The following is a 19,280-nucleotide window of genomic DNA, read 5'->3' as shown; positions in this document are numbered from 1 at the left end:
ACCAGTCGGGCCATGACAATCGAGAAGGACCAGCGTGACCAATCTTCCCCGTCTCCTCATGATCGGCTTCGGCCTGGTCGCCATTCTGGGCGCGTTGCTCGCGTCCGGGCGACTGGGTGAGGGCGGCGTGCAGATGGCGGTGGGGATTACGCTGCTGGTCACCGGCGCGATCGGGGTGATGAACACCATCTTCTTCACCCGGCTCAAGCGCTCGCTCGATGACATGGCGAACAAAGCGCCGGACGCGCCTGCCAGCGACGCCTCGAACGGGGAGCCGTCCTGATGCGCGCGATCTGGTACGAGGCTCAAGGCGCGGCGGACGATGTGCTGACGCTGGGCGAACGCCCCGATCCCCAGCCGGGGCCCGGCGAGGTGGCGGTCTTCATCAAGGCGTCGGGCGTCAATCCATCAGATGTGAAGACCCGCGCCGGTCTGCGCGCGCCGATGAGCGTGGCGCGGCAGATCCCGCATTCGGATGGCGCCGGCGTCATCCGCGCGGTGGGTGAGGGCGTGGACCCGGCCCGGATCGGCGAGCGGGTGTTTGTCTTCAACGCCGCCTTCAAGCGCGCCGGTGGGACCTGCGCCGAGATCTGCGTCGTGCCGGTGGAGTTTACGGGCGCACTGCCCGACGCTGTGAGTTTCGATGAGGGCGCGGCGCTGGGCATTCCGGCCCTGACCGCCCATCGCGCGCTGACCACCAATGGCTCGGTCACGGGCAAGACGGTGCTCATCACCGGCGGCGCGGGCGCGGTGGGCCTTCAGGCGATCCAACTCGCCAAATGGATGGGCGCGGGCAAGGTCATCACCACCGTCTCGGGCCCTGAAAAAGCCGAAGCTGCGCTGGACGCGGGCGCGGACGAGGTGGTCAATTATCGCCAGCAGGACGTGGTCGACGCCATCGAGGCGATGACCGAGGGCGAGGGCGTCGATCATATCGTCGAGGTGGAATTCGGCGGCAATCTGGCCGCCTCCGTCGCGCTGATCCGTCCGCACGGGATGATCGCCAGCTATGGCAGTGAGGCGGAGAAGACGCCCGAACTGCCGTTTTACGATCTGATGTTCAAAAACGCCGCGGTGCAAAGCGTGTTCGTCTATACGCTCACCCCGGCCCAGCGGGCCTCAGCCGTTCAGGATGTGACCCGCGCACTGGCTGACGGCGCGCTCAAACCGCGCATCGACAGCGTATATGCCTTGGAAGATTGCGCCGACGCCCATAAACGGGTGGAGGCCGGAGACAAAATCGGGAGCGTCATCGTCACCCCCGCGTGACGATGCGCTTGTTCAGTTGAGATAGAGAAGACCGCCATGAGCAGCGAGCACACCTACGTCATCAAAGGCGCCACAGGCGATTGGGAACTCGTCATGGGGCTTGAGGTGCATGCCCAGGTCAAATCCAACGCCAAGCTGTTCTCCGGCGCGGCGACGGCCTTTGGCGCGGAACCCAACACGCAAGTGTCCCTCGTGGATGCCGGCATGCCCGGCATGCTGCCGGTGATCAACGAGGCGTGCGTGGCGCAAGCCGTGCGCACGGGTCTGGGACTGAACGCCCAGATCAACGCCTTCTCGCGCTTTGACCGGAAGAACTATTTCTACCCGGACCTGCCGCAGGGCTATCAGATCAGCCAGTTCGCCCATCCGATCGTGGGTGAGGGCGAGATCGAGTGCGAACGCGATGACGGCACCCTGTTCACCGTGGGCATCGAGCGCCTGCACCTGGAACAGGACGCCGGCAAGTCGATCCACGATCTTGATCCCACCGCGACCTATGTGGACCTGAACCGCTCGGGCGTGGCGCTGATGGAAATCGTTTCGCGACCGCATATCCGCACGCCCGCGGATGCGGCGGCCTATGTGCGCACCCTGCGCACCATCCTGCGCTATCTCGACACCTGCGGCGGCGACATGGAGAAGGGTCAGCTGCGCGCTGACGTGAACGTGTCGGTCTGTCGTCCGGGCCAGTACGAGAAATTCATCGAGACCGGTTCGTTCGAACATCTGGGCACGCGCTGCGAGATCAAGAATGTCAACTCGCTGCGCTTCATCATGCAGGCTATCGAGTATGAGGCCCAGCGTCAGGTCGACATCCTGGAAGAGGGCGGAACCATCGATCAGGAAACCCGCCTGTTCGACGCCAATGCCGGCGTGACCCGCTCCATGCGCTCCAAGGAAGAAGCGCATGACTATCGTTACTTCCCCGATCCCGACCTGCTGCCGCTGCAGCTCGAAGACAGCTTCATCGCGGATCTGAAGGCGAACCTGCCCGAACTGCCCGCCGAGAAGCGCAAGCGCTTCGTCGAGGAGCTGGGCCTGAGCGAATATGACGCCTCGGTTCTGGCCGCGGACAAGGATCGCGCGGACTATTTCGAGAAAGTGCTCGAAGGCCGTGACGCAAAGCTGGCGGCGAACTGGGTGAATAACGAGCTCTTTGGTCGCCTGAACAAGGAAGGGCTTTCCATCACCGAAAGCCCGGTCAGCCCCGAACAGCTGGGCGGCATCGTCTCGCTGATCAGCGACAAGACCATTTCGGGCAAGATCGCCAAGGATGTGTTCGAGATCGTCTGGGCCGAAGGCGGCGACCCCGCTCAGATCGTTGAAGACCGCGGCATGAAGCAGGTCACAGATACCGGCGCCATCGAGAAGGTCGTCGATGACCTGATCGCGGCGAACCCCGAACAGGCCGAGAAGGTCAAGGAAAAGCCCAAGACCATGGGCTGGTTCGTGGGCCAGGTGATGAAGGCGATGGGCGGCAAGGCCAACCCGCAAGCGGTCAACGAGATCCTCGCCAAGAAACTGCTCGATTAGACGACTTCATCGATCACGATGACAAAACCCCGGAGCGCGGCTCCGGGGTTTTTGTTTTGGGCCTCCGGATCAAGTCCGAAGGCCGAAATGTTGGGGCTTTATCTTCTCGGTCCTCGGGCTTGACCCGGGGACCCATGCACCAATCGCCCCGCGCGCAAACGCAGGGGGAGGCGAAGACGGGTCGCGCGAGAGCTGGGCGTCTTGAGTTGCGACAAGGTTGAATGAGAACCGAGCCCGGCTCCCGCGCCTGAGATGTTTTATCGGGATCACCGTCCGGAGACTTTTGCGCTGTCGCGCCGCCGGTGCAGTCACCGCCTCATCAGACGCCGCTGCCCTGGACCGCCCGGTGATTGCCCGCCTTTTCGGCCAGAGACAGCGTTACAGCCTCTGTCCTCGGGACATCCCGCCCCTCCCAGCCTGAACGCGCCGGCCGCCCGTCATGGAAGGAACGGATCAGAGTATGATGCGGCTTCGGTTGGGGGCGGATAAGTTCGGCTCTCTCCGCACCCGCTCTGGTGACACGCGCCCCAAACGCGCTACCCTTATCGTCATGACTGAACAGCCGAACTCCGCGATTACAGACATTGTGCCCGTTGATGAGCTGCGCACGCGCGCAGAAGCGCTCTGGGACTGGGTTCAGGTCTCTGCGTTCAATATCGACAACGCCCTGCAACTGGCGCTGATCATTGCGGCCATCGCACCAGCGTTGCTGTTCGGTCCGCGTTTGCGTCATGTCATCAATGAGCAGACGAAAACGCGTATCAAGACAGGGCTGTGGCGACGCTTGCTGTCCGCCGCGCTCGAGCTGATGACGCCGCTGGCGCTCTATCTCATCCTGACGGCGATCCGGGTGGGGCTGGGCGCGCTGGACCGGCCGGTGGCCATTGTCAGCGCGGCGATCAGCCTGATGAGCGCCTGGCTCATCATCCGGGCGGTCACCCTGGTCATCCGCTCGCGCTTCTGGTCCACCCTGGCGTTCTACATCATCTGGCCCATTGCGGCGCTGGATGTGTTCGGCCTGCTCGATGACGTCATCGCCCAGCTGCAGGCGCTGGCCATTCCGCTGGGCGAAACCAGCGAAGGCGAGCCGGTTACTTTGAGCCTGTTCGATGTGCTGCGGACGATGATCTATTTCGGCCTGCTGTTCTCGATCGCGAGCTTCGCCGGACGCACCATCGACAAGCAGCTGCAACGCTCGGACGAGATCTCTCCGGCGCTCAGCGCCCTGATCTCCAAGGTTCTGGGGGTGTTGCTGCCGGTTCTGGCGCTTCTGATCGCGCTGCAGATGACCGGCTTCAACCTCGCCACGCTCGCGATCTTTTCCGGCGCGGTCGGCATTGGCGTGGGTCTGGGCCTGCAGAAAACCGTGTCGAACTTCGCAGCCGGCTTCACGCTCCTGGCGGACAAGTCGATCAAGCCTGGCGACGCCATTTCGGTGGATGATCAGTTCGGCTGGGTGACCGGCATGCAGGCGCGCTATGTGTCGATCCGGACCCGTGACGGCACGGAAATGCTGCTGCCGAACGACCACTTCATCAATAACGGCGTCACCAACTGGTCGAAATCGGATCATATCGTGCGCATGCACGCGCCGTTCGGCGTGTCCTACAACACGCGCGATCTCAAAAAGGTGCAGAGCCTCGCCATTGAAGCGGCGAAGACGGTGAACCGGGTCGTCAGTGAACGGGACCCGGTCTGCAATGTGATGGAGTTTGGCGACTCGTCAGTGAATTTCGATCTGCGCTTCTGGATCCGTGATCCGCAGAACGGTCAGGCGAATGTGCGGTCCGACGTCTATCTGGCGATCTGGGATCGATTGCACGAAGAGGGCATCGAGATCCCGTTCCCGCAAATGGACCTGCATGTGAAGGCCTTGCCCGAGCGCGCGAAAGCGTCAGACGAGGCCAAGGACGCGGACTAGGCCGAGCAGCTGGCCCCGCCCAGCACACAGAACTGAGCGCAGTATTTGTGGTTCAGGCGCACCGGTTTGAGGCTGGCTTCCAGCGTGTCGGCCAATTCAAACTCGTCTTCATAGGGCAGGAGCGTGCACGCCACGACGCTGGGGCGGTCCGCGCCGCGGCGCTTGATCACCATGCGCTGGCTGGCGCACATGATGTCCTTGGGGTTCTGGTTGAGAATGCCCCAGCAATCCACGGTGATTTCGGGCGGATCGCCGCTCTCATCCATTTCAGGGAAAATCACGAGGCGGGCCGGATCCTCCGAGGGAATATCCACGCCCAACCCGTCAAACAGCGCCTTGAAACCCCGACGCGCTTCGGCGTCGGTTTCATTCCACACTGACCGGCCGGCGGCGCTGAGCGTGAAGCCGTGCTCGGCCAGCCAGACCATGCCTTCGACGGTGGCGTCAAAGCCGCCCGGTCCGCGCTCGGCGTCGTGATAGCCGCGGGTATAGTGATCAAGGCTCAGCCGCATCTCGATCCGGTCGCCATGGCGAGCTTGCAGGTCGAGAAGGCCTGATTGAACGCGCGGGCGCATCATCGGCTTCATGGCGTTGGTCAGCACCAGCACGCGGTGGCCACGCTCCAGCGACACCTCCATAAGACGGATCATGTCCGGGTTCATGAAAGGCTCGCCGCCGGTAAACCCGATCTCCACAGGGCCGAAACCCAGGGCGTCGACTTCATCGAGATAAGCGGTTACATCCGCTTCGGTCAGATAGACCAGCGCGTCATTAGTGGGTGAGCTGAGGATATAGCAGTTCTTGCATTCGATATTGCACAGCGTGCCGGTGTTGAACCACAGCGTCTTGAGCGTATCGAAACTGACGCTTGCGCGCTGCTCGCCCTTGGCGGTCGTCACAGGGTCAGAAAATTTCAGAAGCGGCGCTGAAGCGTCAGGCATGAACGATCCGAGTCATTGCAAGCGGGAAACCGAAAGCTAGGGCAGGGACGCGGCCCCGACAATCACGCTCAAGAGGATGTGTCTGTGTCGTGTTCAGTCCGTTCACATGTCCTCTTGGAGCCAGAACACCTGATCGACGGGATGATCGAGCGCCTTGGCGATTTTCAGCGCGAGCAGAGCTGACGGAATGAAAACGCCGTTTTCAACAGTGTTGATCGTCTTGCGGGTCACGCCGACCGCCGCGGCCAACTCGGCCTGGGTCATGCCCGCTTGCGCCCGCAGCGCCTTCATGGCGTTGCCCAGCTCTGCTCCGCTCATGCGTGGGTGTCCTCTGCCGTGTCTCCGCGTCGATCATAAAACACCGTTGCGACGAAGAAGCTGGAAACCGTCACTCCGGTCAGGAGTTTGAGCAAAAGCCCGCCATCGACGCCGAAATTGCTGATGGTCATGGCGAGAACCGTTGAGACCGTGATCACCCAGAACGCGGCTTCAGCGGCGCGGCGACGTACATCGCGCGCCCATTCGTCATTGATCACGTCGTATCCAAAGAGTTTGTGGGCGCGACGCGCATCCAGGAAATAGAGGCTGATCGACACGAGCCAGAGCCCGAACCCGGACAGACTGACCATCAGACCCGGCCCTGAGAACGCTTGCGGCAGCGAGTCGGTTTGAGCCACGCCGCCTGCTGCCTGCCAGAAGAAGAAGCCTGCCGCCTGGCACAGCAGCAGCACGCGCATACGCGCATTGATTTTTTCGAGCTGGTCCATGACGGCTCTCCCGTGTCGTGTAACCTTTAGGTTACTTAAACACGGTTTTGCGGATCAGTCGAGGTTCGGTTTGAAGCTGTGAGCGAAATGCAGACAGAACGCCAGAACCGGCGCGGCGATGATCAGGTCGATCAGGGGCGACTGCGGCGCTTGAGCAAGCCCGATCAACGCGGCCGAGACCGCCATGGCGACGCCCAGTGCAATCACGGCCGTGCGCGACGCCGGTGCGATGGCCGGCGCCTTGAAGACGTCGAACGCCTTGGCCTTGCGGGCGTGCAGGACCGTACCCGCCAGCAGGATAATGCTGACAATGGTCACGCCCATGCCGATGCCGGACAGAAAGAAGCCCGGCGCTCCTAATCCAAAGGCGATCAGCGCCTCACCGCCCTGCCAGCCGGCGAAGCCCGCGCCGAAGAAACGCGTGAACAGTCGGGTCCGGCTGGCGAGCGAGCGGGTGAGTGCCGGATCAGTCACGCCTTGATCAGTCCGATTTCACGCAGGCGTTCCAGGAGGTATTCGTGCGCCGTCATCGGCTCGGGATACCGGTTCGGATTGTCCGCGCTGATACAGCCCGGCAGGGTTTCAATCAGGAAATCGGGATTGAAGTGCAGGAAGAAGGGCGTGGAATAACGCGAGAAGGCCATGCGTTCCTTTGACGGATTCACCACGCGGTGCGTGGTGGACGGGTACACATGGTTCGTCAGGCGCTGCAGCATGTCGCCGATATTGATCACCAGCGCGCCTTCGGGCGGCTGCACGGGCAGCCAGGCGCTGGTCTTGGTCTTCACCTGCAGACCCGCTTCCTCAGCGCCCAGCAGCAGGGTGATGACATTGATGTCCTCATGGGCGCCGGCGCGCACGCCGTCCGGATCCCCATCGATCGGGGGATAGTGCAGCAGACGCAGGATGGAATTGCCGTCATTGACGGTCTTGGAGAACCAGTTCTCCTCAAGGCCCAGATCCTTGGCCAGCGCCTGGAGCAGCACCGCGCCCATCTCGTCGAGCGCGGCGTAGAGCGCCTGGATGCTGTCGTCAAAGCGGGCGATCTCTTTCACCGGCACGTTCGGGGGCATGACGTCGGAGTATTTGTGGCCCTCGGGCAGGTTCCGGCCATGGTGCCAGAATTCCTTGAGATCCTTCTGGTCCATGCCCTTGGCGTTTTCGGTGCCGAACGGGGTGTAGCCGCGCTGGCCGCCGCCGTTTTCAATGGCGTAGGCGCGCTTGGCGGCGTCAGGCAGGGCGAAAAAGGCCTTGGCGTCTTCCAGGGCGCGATCAATCACATCGGTATCGACAGGGTGATCGCTGATCACGGCAAAGCCGGTTTCACGGAAGCTCGCGCCCAGTTCGCGGGCGAACGCTTCAGGATCCTGACCGGCGAGCTTGAAGGACACCGGTTCGAGGTTCTGGTCGGTAAGAATGATATCGGTCATGTCGGGCTCTTTAGCGCTCCCTCGCAGGCTCGTGAAGTCGCTATGTCTTGAACGAATGGTCGCAGGGCCCGACATAGGACGTTCAAAGCTGTATTTAAGGGCAGGGAGGCCCCCCGATGAGCAAGCCGATCGAACTGTATTACTGGCCCACCCCCAACGGATGGAAAGTCAGCATCGCTCTTGAGGAAATGGGCCTGCCCTATGAGCTCAAACCGGTCAATATCGGGTTGGGCGAACAGTTCGAACCGGATTTTCTGAAAATCAGCCCGAACAATCGCATGCCCGCGATCATTGATCCGAACGGTCCGGATGGCGAACCGATCTCGGTTTTTGAAAGCGGCGCCATCTTGCAATATCTGGCGCGCAAGACGGGTCAGTTCTATGGCTCGAACCTGCGCGAGCAGACCGCGGTCGAGGAATGGCTGTTCTGGCAGATGGGCGGTCTGGGCCCGATGTGCGGTCAGGCTCACCATTTCCGCACCTATGCGCTGAAGATTGAACCGGACGAGACCAAGCTCGAATACGGCAAGAACCGCTACACCAATGAGGTGCATCGCCTGTATGGCGTGATCGAGCGTGATCTCGAGCACCGCGACTATCTGGCGGGTGATTTCTACTCCATCGCCGATATGGCCGCCTGGCCTTGGATTCTGCCCGAGGGGCAGGGGCAGAACCTGGATGAGTTTCCGCGTCTGAAAGCCTGGCATGAGCGTGTGGGCGCGCGAGAAGCGGTCAAGGCCGGTCGCGCCGTGGGCAAGGACCTGTTCAAGTCGCTCGCCGAAGACAGCGAGGAAATGAAGAAGGCGCGGGATGTGCTGTTCGGTCAGCGCGCCAAATCCTAACCAAACGTAAATTGGGCTTTCCCCTGCCGGTGTCGCCTTTTAGGTTGGCGGATGAGGGCAGGGGGAAGACTGATGAGGGCTGGGACGCCACCGTCTCGTACCTATAGCGAACGCTATGGCGCGCGCTCGCCATGGCTGGCGCCGCGTTGGCGCGCGGCAGTCTATCTGATCTGGCGCGCGCTGTTCGCCTTGGTCCGGCCTGCGCTGTTTCTGGCCTTGTGCGCTGGCGCATTGATCAGCGTGTATCGCGCTTTGGAGGCGGCCCCTGCGGACTCGCTGAGAGCGCCGCAAACCCTGTCTGAACAATTTGACGCTGCGCTTAACGCTGCGGTTCCCGCGCAGGATGCAGAGGACACTCTGTCGCGCTGGCGCACGGAGATTGAGCAGTCTCTCGCGCCGACATTGCCTGGACCGCCGGACTTGCCGCGGGCGCGCAGTTTTGCTTCAAGCCTGCCAGCTTTGATGGGGCGGGAGGCGCTCGCCCTCTACCTCATGCAGAATGAACGCCGGCCTGAATTGATGCGCGCGGATCTGGCCGCCATGCCGGTCTGGCGGCGAGAACAGATTATCAATGGCGTGCTTGAAGGACGCCAGCAATCTGAAGGACTGGTCGGCGAACCAGTCTGGTTGCGCGAAGCCAGTCCGAGAGCGCAACAACGCTACCGGCGGGCCCAAGCGCTTTACGAACGCAGCTTCCAGGCGGCCGAATCCTGGTTTCACAGCCCTGATGGTTTGGCCCTCAATCTGGCGGCCCTGCCGGGCCTTGCACCGGGTTTGTCACCGTCTCAGGCGCGCGTGCTGCCCGATGCCCGTGAATTGATCGTGCAAGGCTGCGCTCTGGCGCGGGCGCAAAGTCAACGGGTTCCCGCTTGTGAGCGGGCTCAGCTGGTCCTGCCCGAGGCGGATCCTGTGCGTGCTGCGCTGGCCCTGTCGCTTCATGACCCTGCGCTTGACCCGGCTACGGTCAGGTTGGCGCTGGCTGCGCGCGCTGCAGGCCGCCTGGATGGCGAATGGCTTGCTTCCTTGATGCTGGGCCCGCCAGCGCGTGAGCGGGAGATGCGCTTGCTGACCGCCCTAATGCCGATCCTGGCGGATGCGGATCAGATCCATGCCCGGCCTGCTACCTGTCATGCCCGGTGTGCGGCGGCGATGGCGGAGCTTCACGCCATGGCGGGACTGGATGACGGGCGGCGACAGAGCTGGTTTGCCGCCTTTGAAGAGATCCGGCGCAACGAAGACGCGCTCGTCGCCCTCCGTGTTTCTGACGTGCTGGACTCCAGGGACGATGTTCAAGTCCTGGCCCGGCTGAGCGCCATCAGCGAGGGGCGCATGCTGGCGGGACGTATCCTGTTGGCCGAGGAAATGGTCACGCTGTCGCCCTCTGAAAGTTTTTTCAGGACCGATTTTGATCGGCCCCAGCTTCTGCTGGCTGCTCTGTTGGCGTTGTTGGCTGTGGCGATGTTGGGAATCGTTTTGATTTCAGGGCGGATTCGGCGTTCGGGTGGCTCTCCGGGCGCGCTGGAACGGTTGGACGCCGAGATCAGTCGGTTAATTTTGGGTAGGAATATCTAACGGAATTAAAGGGTTAATCGGCGTTATTCTTGAGACTCTTTAACCCTGTGGTCAGACATCGCGAGCATTCTGATCGTGCACAACGGGCCACCGAAAAGGCATCGGGTGCATGGTGGGATGCGAAGGCGACACGGGCGAAAAGTCCGGCCCTTCGCCAACGATGGGAAGACTAAAATGGCTTTCACTGATGTGGAAACGGCGCAAGTTCACGACGCGGTCAAAATGGACCCGACCGGGGATGACCTGTGCAAGCTGGGCCTTCTGTACTCGACGGGCCAGTGCGGTGTGATCGATTACATCGAGGCGCACAAATGGTTCAACCTGGCCTCGCTGATGGGCTCGGACACCGCGAAATACTACCGCAGCGAAGTCGCCGCCGAGATGGATGGCGATCAGATCGCCGCCGCCCTGACGGCTGCGCGCGAGTGGTTGTCCACGCGGCACTAGGACAGATCGAGCCATGATCGCCGACAGAAGCGACAGGCTCGATCCGTCTGCATTCCCTAGTTTGAATTGAACACCTGATCAGCGAGGGCATACGCGAACGCGTTGTCGAGCGGCAGGATGTTCCGAATGTAAAGCTCTGTGAAATCGTTGATTTCAGCGATTGTCGTGCGGGGCGCAAACACAATGTCGTGCCGGGCGAGCGGGATCAAATCCGCAGGCGCGCCCCTCTGGGCGTCGCGAATATTGACCGTGCGCATCATGACGCCGCCATCGTCTGCGCGGCGCAGGACGACCACCTGGCTGAGCCGGGCGCGATTGTTCGCGCCACCAGCGAGCGTGAGCGCTTCCATCACGCCCATGCGCGGGCTGATCATTTCATAGACGCCCGGACTGCGCACTTCGCCGCCGACCAGGATCTGCTGGGCGCCGAAGGCGACAGGGCGCACTTCCACAATCGGATCCCTGAGAACGCGCGCATAACGCTCGGCGATGCTGCGGGCGGCCTGAGGCGCGGTCATCTGCGCCACCATTACCGATCCGGCCAGGGGCAGACTGACGCGCCCGTCCGGTCCGATCGACAGCGTCCTGTTGAGCTCTTCAGCGGTGTGAACCGTCACGGCCACTTCGTCGCCGGGAAACAGGCGATAGGCGGGATCGCTGTCGGACCAGGTCTGGAACCGGCTCGGTTCAAAGCCTTCGGCCGTCCGCCCCTGAGGCGTGCTGGTGCAGGCGCCCAGAGCCAGAACGCCCAGAGCGGACAAGACAGATCGTCGTGTTGGCGAAGCCATCCCGGAAACTCCCCTAATAAGATCTTCACCATGAAAGGCTGCGGCTAAGGAAAAATTAAGCGCAATCACGCCAGATGCACCTATGACGTCAACGCCTTCGAACTCCACCGCCGACGGGCGGGTGCGGCGCGAACTGGATCTTGTGGATCTGGTCGCGATCGCCTGGACGCAACGACTCTTCATCATCCTGATTACGCTGTTGCTTTTTATTCCGCTCGCCGTGGCGGCCTATATGAGCCTGACGCCGACCTTTACAGCCGGCAGCCGTCTGTTGGTGATCATGGATGATGAGGACCTGACCCCGGGCGCCGCCGGGGCGGGCGGTGAATTCATGTTCGACCAGATCATGCAGTCAGAAGCTGATCTTCTGGCGTCAGAGGAAGTGCGGCGGCGCATGCTGATCGAACTGACCGGCGAAGCGGATCCTGAGCAGCTCAAATCGCTAGGCGAGGGCTTCGGGGTGTCGCGTGCGCCGAACGCCAGTTTCCTGATCGCGACCTTCAAGAATCCCGACCCGGTGGTGGCGGCGAATACCGTCAACGCCATTGTCGACGCCTATTTGCGCTATCGCGTGGAGCTCCTGACCGGCGGGTATGAAGGCGGCATCCAGGCGCGGCTCGACGCGGCGGAACGCGACGCGCAGGCCGCGCAACGGGCGCTCAGAGCGTTTCTGGCCGAGAATGACATTACGGATTTCGAGACCGAGCTCAATTCGGCCCTGGGGCGGCTGGCGAATCTGCAAGGCCGGAAACTGGAGGCAGACGCGGATGCCGCGCAGGCGCGCGCCCTGGCCCAGGCGCTGGAGCAGCGGCTTGAGAATATCCCGCAAACTATTGAGCTCTATGTCGAAAACTCGGTCACAGGGCAGCTGCTGGACCTGCAGGTGCGCCAGGCCGAACTGATGGCGCGGTATCAACCCGACGCTCCGCCCGTCATCGCGGTTCAGCGCGAAATCGAAGCGCTCGAACGCTTTGTCGAGGAAGGCCGCGCCAATGGACAGGGCCAGCGCCGCACGGGCGTGAACCCGATCTGGCAGGAGCTGGAATCCTCCCGCCTGCAGCAGGAATCCAACGCCGCCGGGCAGGCGCGTCTGGCGGCGTCCCTGAATGCGCAATTGCGCGAGGCGCGCGCCGAAGTGGACCGTCTGCGGGACCTGCAATCTGATTATGAGCGCCTGACGCGCGCTGTGGATGCGCGCTCAGCTGCAGCGGACCAGCTGTCGGTTCAGGCGGCCGATGCCTTGGCGCGTCGGGACATGCCGCCGGGCGGCGCAGACGCCATCCGGATCGTATCCCGCGCCACGCCGCCGGTTCAGGCCTCGTCAAAGCGCAAGCTGGCCGTCATGGCGGTGGGCGTTCTGGCGGGCGGCGTTGCGCTGCTGCTGGGCCTGATCCGTGGTTATGTGGTGAGTGTGCGTCATGAGCCTGCGCCCCGCAGCCCGTCGCCGCAAAACCCGCCCTCGCAGCATGAGCCAAACGCCGCTCCGACGCCGCAATACGGCGCTTCAGAGCCACCGCCGCAGCGCGCGCCCTTGCCGGTGCTGGCGCGGGTCAGTGATACGCGCTGATCTGACAGGGCTCCGTTAACCATTCACGCATACATCTGTCTGTTGGGTAAACAGGCATGGCTGTGCGCATGAGCATCGAGGTGGAACTGGACGGCTTGGCCCGGCGCTTGGCGCCGCAGGGCGCCAATGCGCGTGCGGTCATGGTCGTGCCGGTCAGCGCCAATGCCGGTGCGTCGACGATCACCGCCGGTCTGGCGCGCGCGTCAGTCCAGCGCGGGGTCAAACCGGTCTGGCTTTATGATCTCGATTTCCGGAACAATCCCCAATCGGACGCTTTCCGCCTGAACGGAAAGGCCTATTCGGGTGCGCTGTCAGGTCGGCGGTTCTGGCGTACGACGCCGGACAATGCCGGACGTGTGGCGCTGCGCCGGGTCGAGGATCAGCCGATTTATGTCAGCCGGTTCGAGCGCGAACCGGGGCAGGTGCGCAGCCTGACTTTTCTCGACACGCCCGATTACTGGATGCAGGCGCGGCGCAGTGCGGGACTGACCCTGGTGGACGCGTCCTATAACAGCGCCGCCATTCCCCTGGTGGCGCCGAACATGGATGGGGTCATCCTGGTCGCGAATGCGCGCACGGATGGCCGCGAACGCTGTGAGGCCGAAGCGGCGCGGTTGCGTGAGCAGGGAGCGCAGGTCTGGGGCGTGGTCGTCAATCGCGCCCGGACCGCGCCGACAGCGTGAGCGCGCTCGCTCTGGCCGATCGCTGGCGCGGCGGTTTGCCCCGGTTGCGTTTCGCATCCATGCTGGAAACCGGCCTTGCGGCACTCCTGATCTTCCTGTTCTCGAGCGCGCTGTTGCCGCAAATTTTTGATGGCGGCGAAGAGGGCAGTCCGATCCTGCGCCTGATCTGGCCGCCGGTTTATCTGTTGACGCTGATCCTGATCGGGGTGCGTCCCATGCCAGTGCTGGGGCTTTTGGCGCGCGCCTGGCCGTTGATGCTGCTGGCGGCGCTGCCGCTTGTTTCGGCGAGCTGGTCACTCGATCCCGGGCTGAGCCTGCGGCGCGGATTGGGCGTTGTCATGCCGGCCCTGTTCGGCCTTTGGATGGCGAGCCGATACAGCTGGCGCGATCTGATCCGCTTGTTGGCGCTGTCGTTTGCAATCCTGGCTGTCGGCTCGCTTTTGATGTCGGTTCTGATGCCGTCCTATGGGGTGATGTCGGAAATTCACCCTGGCGCCTGGTCCGGTCTCTGGTTTGAAAAGAACCGTCTGGGCGGGGTCATGGCGCTGGCTGCGCTTGCAGGCATGGCGGCCGCCTTCACGACGCCCCATCGCCGGGAAGTGCGGTATTGGGGCGCGCTTGTGATCCTGGCGGTCGCGCTGGTGCTCATGTCCACCTCTCGGACGGCCCTGATGGCCTGCATGATCGGCGTGGCGGGGCCCTTGATGATCTATTTCGCCCGGCAGGGCTTCATCATGGCCGCTCTGGCGGTGTTCAGTGGCCTGTTTGGCGTGTTCGCGCTGACGCTCGTCATTGTGATCGGGCCGGGCGTGATCCTGGAGGCGCTTGGTCGCGACCCGACGCTGACCGGACGCACCGATATCTGGATCGGCCTGATGCAGGCGGTCCAGATGCGGCCCTGGACGGGGTTTGGCTGGGGCGCCTTCTGGCTCGTGGAAGACGGGCCGGTGTTCTGGGTGCGTCAGGCGACCGGATGGGAGGTGCCGTCGGCTCACAATTCATGGATAGAGATCGCGCTGGCGCTCGGCCTGCCTGGAGCGATCTGGGCGTTCTTGGTCTATCTCGGAGGACTGGCTGCTTCGGTGAAGCGCGTTTTCGCCGGTGTAGAAGCCTATTGGGCGCTGCCCGCCATGGCGATCTGGGGGCTGACCAGCCAGTCGGAAAGCATTTTCATGACCACGAACGGCCTGACCTGGACGCTGTTCTGCATCACCTTCAGCAAGCTCGCCGCGCGGCGCGAGGCCTAGGTCGCTCCTGCGCCGTAGAGCCGCGGCGCCACACGATCGAACCACAAGATCTTGCCCGCTCCCTGCGCCGCCCGATCCAGACATTTGGCGGCAGCGGTTGCGGAAACCAGTCGCGCCAGCGGAGCGCTGAGACCGTAACCCACCAGCTGCGCCAGGCCCACCGTCATCCAGAAGCCGACACGGGGCCAGCTGGACGGATGGGCGGAGGCGCAGGACTGGCTGGGGCTTTGTCCGTGCGCAAAGCTGCGTTCGAGCAATTTGCGCCAGCTTTGCCGCGACACTTGTACATGCTCGTTCACGCGCGCCTCGGCTGCCCAGCCAAAGCGGACGCCGCGGTTCGCCAGCGCTTCAAACAGCAAGTCATCCTCGCCGCCCAGCTCATTGGCGGCCGGATCGAAAACCGGATCAGGCAGATCCAGCGCCGCGCGATCAAACAGGGCGTTGCCGCAACCGAACGGCTCATCAATGATCTTGTCCTCGGACGGGCCCAGACGCGAATAGATCCGCGCCAGATAGGCGCGCCGCACCGGGCCGCTCACCGCGCCGGATATCTGTGCGATGACCGGACCGAAGATGATGGGCGTTTGCAGGCGCTTGTGCGCCTTCAGAAGGGCGTCGAGCCAGTTGTCATGGGCGGTTTCGTCGTCATCGAGCTGAGCGATGAAGCGTGCGGCGGTCGTGGCGAAGCCGGCATTGCGGGCATTGGACACGCCGGGCTTGGGTTCGTGCACGTAAACCAGTTTCGTACTCGCGCCCTTGGCCAGATTGGCGACCGTTTCAGCCGCGCCGCCCTCGGGATCGTTATCGACCACGACGATTTCATCGGGCAGCCGGGATTGGGCGAGCACGCTGGATACGGCTTCAGCCAGGGCGTCATTGCGCCGATAGGTCGGGATCAGGACCGCAACACTCATTGTTTGGCCAGGATCGCCTTGAGCGCTTCAGACTGGGTGCGCACCTGCGCGCCCGACTGCTCGACGGCGTGCAGGACGACGTCGTAGAATTCGGGCGTGCAGCCCCATTCTGACGGGGTGCGGCGAATGTCGTGACCGTAGAAAATCAGCCAACCCGGATTGCGCGCCACATCCCTGACGGCGTCGACAGCGCGTTTGAGACCGGCTTCTCCGCCATCCAGCGGCATGGCCTTGAGCAATCCGCGATCTGCCACGCCCCGATTGATCCCGGGCTGGACGCCGCGCAGGCTCGAATAGGTTTCCAGAAGACGTTTCTTGGCCTGCGGGGTCGCTTCCCCATACGCAAAGGCGTAGCTCGAGGGCGCGCGGTTCAGTCCCGCCTCCTTGAGAAAGGCGCGATTACGCGCGGCGTCTGAGGCGACAGCCTCGGCCGTCAGACGAGAAGCGTCCAGATGGCTGTAGCCATGACAGGCGACCTCATGCCCGTCTGACTGAAGCTGAAGAAGGTCTTCGGGGTCAAAGAGGTCGCCATGATGGTTGTTGATGCTTGCGAGCCCGCCACTGACAAAGAAGGTGCCGCGCCAGCCCCGCGCATTCAGCCGAGACGCGCCCAGCTCCAAGGCGGACTTGGGAAAGTCGTCAAAGCTGAATGTCACGATCGGTCGATCCAGCTTGATCTTCAGGGGCGTTACGCCGAACCGTCGCGCCAGATGCTTCTGAACGCGTCCGGTCAGCCCGCCGCGCGGGCGATAGACGACCTCGTCAGGATTATACGCTGTCTGGTTCATGCACGCCCCCTGGGCAAATCGCGGGCGGCAGCGCCCGCACGGAACAGTTTCAACGCCAGCACGCGCGCCTTGATCGGCGCCCAGCGGCTCAAGGCCAGACCCCGACCGATGACGCGCGCCGGACCTGCCAGACGCAAGGCTTGCATCTTGCGGGCCAGTCGTGCGCCCGGCCGGGTTTCATAGTCGGGATGGCGGTTCAAGAGCCGCGCGAAATTCGGTCCGGCGCGGTCAAACTTGGCCAGCAATTCAGACGCGCTTTGCAGTCCGCCATGGGCGGCGTGGCAGTCCACATGGCCGAGCGCCCCCACTTTCGACGCACTGAGCGCCCAGTCGACATCTTCCCAGCCCCAGCCGGCATAGCCCTCATCAAAGGGGCATTCGGCGAAGAGGGACGCGCGGACCGCCAGGTTGGAGGAACACACCGCATAGGCGCCTTGCGCTGACCGGCTTTGCGCCTCCACCGCATCAGAGGCTTGTGCGAGCGCGGCGTGCAAATGGTCTTCGGGCGAACGCGGGGCGCAGGGCGCATAGCCGCCAAACAGGGCGTCCTGGGATGTCGCCGCCAAGGCGCGCCGCCAGCGCGGAATGAAGCCGGGATCTATCTCCATGTCGGCATCCAGAAACAGCAGCCACTCGCCCTGGGCGGCGGCGCCGAGCGCATTGCGCGCCCGGGAGCGGCCCTGATTGTCCGGGCTCGTGATCAGGATGACCGGCGCTGACATCGCCTTCACGGCGTGAGCCACTTTGTCTGACAGAGCCGCGTCAGGCGCCCCGTCATCAAACAGGATGATTTCGGTTTCAGTGTCCGCCTGCGCGGCCAGGCTATCGAGCAGCGGGCGCGGATCATCGCCATAGAACGGGATCAGCACGGACAGCGTGATCGGGCGCGATGGGGACGCAGACGAGCGGGTCAGTTCCAGGGGCAGGGCGGTCATGCGGCGGCCCTCCGCGCAAGTCGGTCTGCAAGTTTCTCGACGAGCCAGCTGCGCGCGCCCAGTCCATCAAGCGCCAACATGATGATGGCGTAGACGCCCACGCCCGCACCGATCTGGACCATGAGATCGAGCACAACCGGGCCCATCGCCGGCGCCAGCACCACGCCGGCGCTCATGCCGGCGGTCGCCAGCGCCGCCTTGCTCCATTCACGCACAGGAATAGGCATCGCGAAAATGGTGCGGCCATGAAGGATGCAGGCGATCATCGCGACGCCATAGGCCGCGACCGTCGCCCAGGCTGCGCCATGCAGGCCCAGCAGCGGGATCAGCGCCGCGTTCAATACCAGGTTCAGGACCGCAGAGCCGGTCATGATGAAGGCCATCGATCCGGTCCGGCGTCCCAGCGTGTAGGCGGTGTGGAAGTAATGGGTCATCACCCCGTTCATCAGCCCGGACAGGGCGATCAGGGGCACGATGGAGGCGGCGGTCGCAGCTAGCTCTTCGCCAATCATCAGACGGGCGAGATCGGGAGAGACCAGCGCCAGTCCGGCGGCGGCGGGAAAGCCGATCGCGCCCATCAGCGCCCCGGTCTGACGAGCAACCGATTGCGCCGCGCTGCGGCCTTCATGTTCGAGCGCAGCGATCAGCAGCGGCCCGGTCGTCATGCCCAGCCAAAGGAACATGATGCTCAAGGAGCGGTCCGCCAATGCATAGCCGGCCGAATAGGCGCCCGTGGCGGCTTCGCCCAGATAGGCGGCGATGAGGAAGCGGTCTCCGCTGGTCAGAAGCTGCTCGAATATGAGCGAAAAGGCGATCGGCCCCCCATAGGCGAAAAAGGCGGTGACCCGTGCGCGATGAGCGCGATCCTTGCGCGCCTTGCGCGCCAGGGCGGGCAGGTCGAAGACCAGCGCCATCGCCGACGCCAGCGCCAGCCCGGCCAGCGGTCCGGCGGAGCCCAGATCGGTCAGGAGCGTCAGCGCGGCGCCGAAGGCGAACCCGCCAGCAAGCGAAAAGGTTTCCAGCATCGAATAGCGCCAGGCCTCGCCCGCCGCTCGCCGGGTTTCGAGGGCAATCATCACGCCGGCGCGCAGCAACACATAAGCGAGTGCGTAGGCGCAGGCGGTTTTGAGACTCGGTCCAAGATCAAGAACAAGGAGCGCGACTGCACCGATGATCAGAACCGGAGCCGCGATCATCGCAAACAGGGTGAGGGCGGTGAACAGGTGTCCGCCCAGACGTCCGCGCGAGGCGGCGCGGGCGTGATAGCGCGCCACTGCGGCGTCGAGCCAGGTGAAGATCAGCGTGCTGATCAGCGCGGATCCTGTCAGCACCAGCATGTACTGGCCGTAAGCGTCCGGGCTCAGAAGGCGCGTGAACACCACCACGCTGCCAAAGCCGACAAGCGCCTGGGCCAGATAGACCGGCAGATAAGCCAGAAGGTGACGGTTCAGCATGAGCGGTTCAGTATCCAGTTCAGCACTCTTCGCGCCCATGCAAGAGCGCGACCGGTCCCAAGTTTGCCTCAGAGTGCTGAAAAACGGCCTAACAGCCGGAATTTTGTGCCGAAGCGGGCCAGTACGGGCTCCCGCCAAGGCTTTGTTCAGTTCTGTCTGTCAGGACTGTTGCAATACGAGAC

The 19,280-nt window shown here is 63.5% G+C and carries 20 protein-coding genes; 10 read left to right on the top strand and 10 right to left on the bottom strand.

Annotated elements, in window-relative coordinates; all coding sequences use genetic code 11:
- The first annotated feature begins 34 nt into the window (after positions 1-34).
- The 4 genes from RBA95_RS05115 to RBA95_RS05100 all read left to right on the top strand — a co-directional run bounded on the left by RBA95_RS05115 (position 35) and on the right by RBA95_RS05100 (position 4,723).
- The gene (locus RBA95_RS05115; RefSeq protein ID WP_306015739.1) at positions 35-283 is read left to right on the top strand and encodes a hypothetical protein; all 249 of its coding nucleotides are present in this window, start codon (positions 35-37) and stop codon (positions 281-283) included.
- A complete protein-coding gene (locus RBA95_RS05110) occupies positions 283-1,269 on the top strand; it encodes an NADPH:quinone reductase (RefSeq protein ID WP_306015738.1) in 987 nt (328 codons plus the stop codon). Before RBA95_RS05115 ends, RBA95_RS05110 begins: the two co-directional genes overlap by 1 nt.
- A gap of 36 nt (positions 1,270-1,305) precedes the next feature.
- Positions 1,306-2,802 (top strand): Asp-tRNA(Asn)/Glu-tRNA(Gln) amidotransferase subunit GatB, encoded by a 1,497-nt coding sequence (gatB, locus tag RBA95_RS05105; RefSeq protein WP_306015737.1) that lies wholly within the window; start codon positions 1,306-1,308, stop codon positions 2,800-2,802.
- Positions 2,803-3,352: 550 nt separating this feature from the next.
- Positions 3,353-4,723, top strand: a complete 1,371-nt coding sequence (locus RBA95_RS05100) for a mechanosensitive ion channel family protein (protein ID WP_306015736.1) — start codon at positions 3,353-3,355, stop codon at positions 4,721-4,723.
- Here the strand turns inward: RBA95_RS05100 and RBA95_RS05095 are convergent.
- From RBA95_RS05095 to RBA95_RS05075, 5 genes are all read right to left on the bottom strand, one after another.
- Positions 4,720-5,664: a radical SAM protein gene (locus tag RBA95_RS05095; protein ID WP_306015735.1), complete on the bottom strand. Its 945-nt coding sequence runs from the start codon at positions 5,662-5,664 to the stop codon at positions 4,720-4,722. The two genes, RBA95_RS05100 and RBA95_RS05095, sit on opposite strands and share 4 nt — an antisense overlap.
- Positions 5,665-5,766: 102 nt before the next feature.
- Positions 5,767-5,982, bottom strand: coding sequence for a helix-turn-helix transcriptional regulator (locus RBA95_RS05090; RefSeq protein ID WP_306015734.1), 216 nt, complete (start codon positions 5,980-5,982; stop codon positions 5,767-5,769).
- Complete coding sequence (locus RBA95_RS05085; RefSeq protein WP_306015733.1) at positions 5,979-6,431, bottom strand: hypothetical protein; 453 nt, start codon at positions 6,429-6,431, stop codon at positions 5,979-5,981. The genes RBA95_RS05090 and RBA95_RS05085 overlap by 4 nt, the downstream gene beginning before the upstream one ends.
- A 54-nt stretch (positions 6,432-6,485) precedes the next feature.
- Positions 6,486-6,905 carry a hypothetical protein gene (locus RBA95_RS05080; protein WP_306015732.1) on the bottom strand — a complete coding sequence of 140 codons (420 nt, stop codon included), beginning with the start codon at positions 6,903-6,905 and terminating at the stop codon, positions 6,486-6,488.
- The gene (locus tag RBA95_RS05075; RefSeq protein WP_306015731.1) at positions 6,902-7,861 is read right to left on the bottom strand and encodes an isopenicillin N synthase family oxygenase; all 960 of its coding nucleotides are present in this window, start codon (positions 7,859-7,861) and stop codon (positions 6,902-6,904) included. The genes RBA95_RS05080 and RBA95_RS05075 overlap by 4 nt, the downstream gene beginning before the upstream one ends.
- Before the next feature lie 116 nt (positions 7,862-7,977).
- Here RBA95_RS05075 and RBA95_RS05070 point away from each other — a divergent pair, with 116 nt between their 5' ends.
- The 3 genes from RBA95_RS05070 (at position 7,978) to RBA95_RS05060 (ending at position 10,722) form a co-directional block, all read left to right on the top strand.
- Positions 7,978-8,703 (top strand): glutathione S-transferase family protein, encoded by a 726-nt coding sequence (locus tag RBA95_RS05070; protein WP_306015730.1) that lies wholly within the window; start codon positions 7,978-7,980, stop codon positions 8,701-8,703.
- A 72-nt stretch (positions 8,704-8,775) separates the two neighbouring features.
- The gene (locus RBA95_RS05065) at positions 8,776-10,275 is read left to right on the top strand and encodes a hypothetical protein (RefSeq protein WP_306015729.1); all 1,500 of its coding nucleotides are present in this window, start codon (positions 8,776-8,778) and stop codon (positions 10,273-10,275) included.
- 174 nt (positions 10,276-10,449) lie between these two features.
- Positions 10,450-10,722: a hypothetical protein gene (locus RBA95_RS05060; protein WP_306015728.1), complete on the top strand. Its 273-nt coding sequence runs from the start codon at positions 10,450-10,452 to the stop codon at positions 10,720-10,722.
- 56 nt (positions 10,723-10,778) lie between these two features.
- On the opposite strand, the gene RBA95_RS05055 is transcribed toward RBA95_RS05060, so the two are convergent.
- On the bottom strand, positions 10,779-11,510 hold the full coding sequence (locus RBA95_RS05055) for a polysaccharide biosynthesis/export family protein (RefSeq protein WP_306015727.1): 732 nt from the start codon (positions 11,508-11,510) through the stop codon (positions 10,779-10,781).
- Between the two features lie 82 nt (positions 11,511-11,592).
- Here RBA95_RS05055 and RBA95_RS05050 point away from each other — a divergent pair, with 82 nt between their 5' ends.
- From RBA95_RS05050 to RBA95_RS05040, 3 genes are read left to right on the top strand one after another with little or no spacing between them, the layout of a single operon-like run.
- Positions 11,593-13,077 carry a Wzz/FepE/Etk N-terminal domain-containing protein gene (locus RBA95_RS05050; RefSeq protein WP_306015726.1) on the top strand — a complete coding sequence of 495 codons (1,485 nt, stop codon included), beginning with the start codon at positions 11,593-11,595 and terminating at the stop codon, positions 13,075-13,077.
- 56 nt (positions 13,078-13,133) lie between these two features.
- Positions 13,134-13,760, top strand: coding sequence for a hypothetical protein (locus RBA95_RS05045; RefSeq protein ID WP_306015725.1), 627 nt, complete (start codon positions 13,134-13,136; stop codon positions 13,758-13,760).
- On the top strand, positions 13,757-15,007 hold the full coding sequence (locus RBA95_RS05040) for an O-antigen ligase (protein ID WP_306015724.1): 1,251 nt from the start codon (positions 13,757-13,759) through the stop codon (positions 15,005-15,007). The genes RBA95_RS05045 and RBA95_RS05040 overlap by 4 nt, the downstream gene beginning before the upstream one ends.
- Here RBA95_RS05040 and RBA95_RS05035 read toward each other — a convergent pair.
- Genes RBA95_RS05035 through RBA95_RS05020 form a run of 4 tightly spaced genes read right to left on the bottom strand, consistent with a single transcriptional unit; the run spans position 15,004 to position 19,098 of the window.
- Positions 15,004-15,921, bottom strand: coding sequence for a glycosyltransferase family 2 protein (locus RBA95_RS05035; RefSeq protein WP_306015723.1), 918 nt, complete (start codon positions 15,919-15,921; stop codon positions 15,004-15,006). The genes RBA95_RS05040 and RBA95_RS05035 overlap by 4 nt on opposite strands.
- The gene (locus RBA95_RS05030) at positions 15,918-16,709 is read right to left on the bottom strand and encodes a polysaccharide deacetylase family protein (protein ID WP_306015722.1); all 792 of its coding nucleotides are present in this window, start codon (positions 16,707-16,709) and stop codon (positions 15,918-15,920) included. The genes RBA95_RS05035 and RBA95_RS05030 overlap by 4 nt, the downstream gene beginning before the upstream one ends.
- Positions 16,706-17,644 carry a glycosyltransferase family A protein gene (locus tag RBA95_RS05025; protein ID WP_306015721.1) on the bottom strand — a complete coding sequence of 313 codons (939 nt, stop codon included), beginning with the start codon at positions 17,642-17,644 and terminating at the stop codon, positions 16,706-16,708. Before RBA95_RS05025 ends, RBA95_RS05030 begins: the two co-directional genes overlap by 4 nt.
- A complete protein-coding gene (locus RBA95_RS05020) occupies positions 17,641-19,098 on the bottom strand; it encodes an oligosaccharide flippase family protein (RefSeq protein WP_306015719.1) in 1,458 nt (485 codons plus the stop codon). Before RBA95_RS05020 ends, RBA95_RS05025 begins: the two co-directional genes overlap by 4 nt.
- Positions 19,099-19,280 lie beyond the last annotated feature (182 nt).

The sequence above is a fragment of the Oceanicaulis sp. MMSF_3324 genome (assembly GCF_030733545.1).
Taxonomy (GTDB): Bacteria; Pseudomonadota; Alphaproteobacteria; order Caulobacterales; family Maricaulaceae; genus Oceanicaulis.
This window is presented reverse-complemented; position numbering and strand designations above follow the sequence as displayed.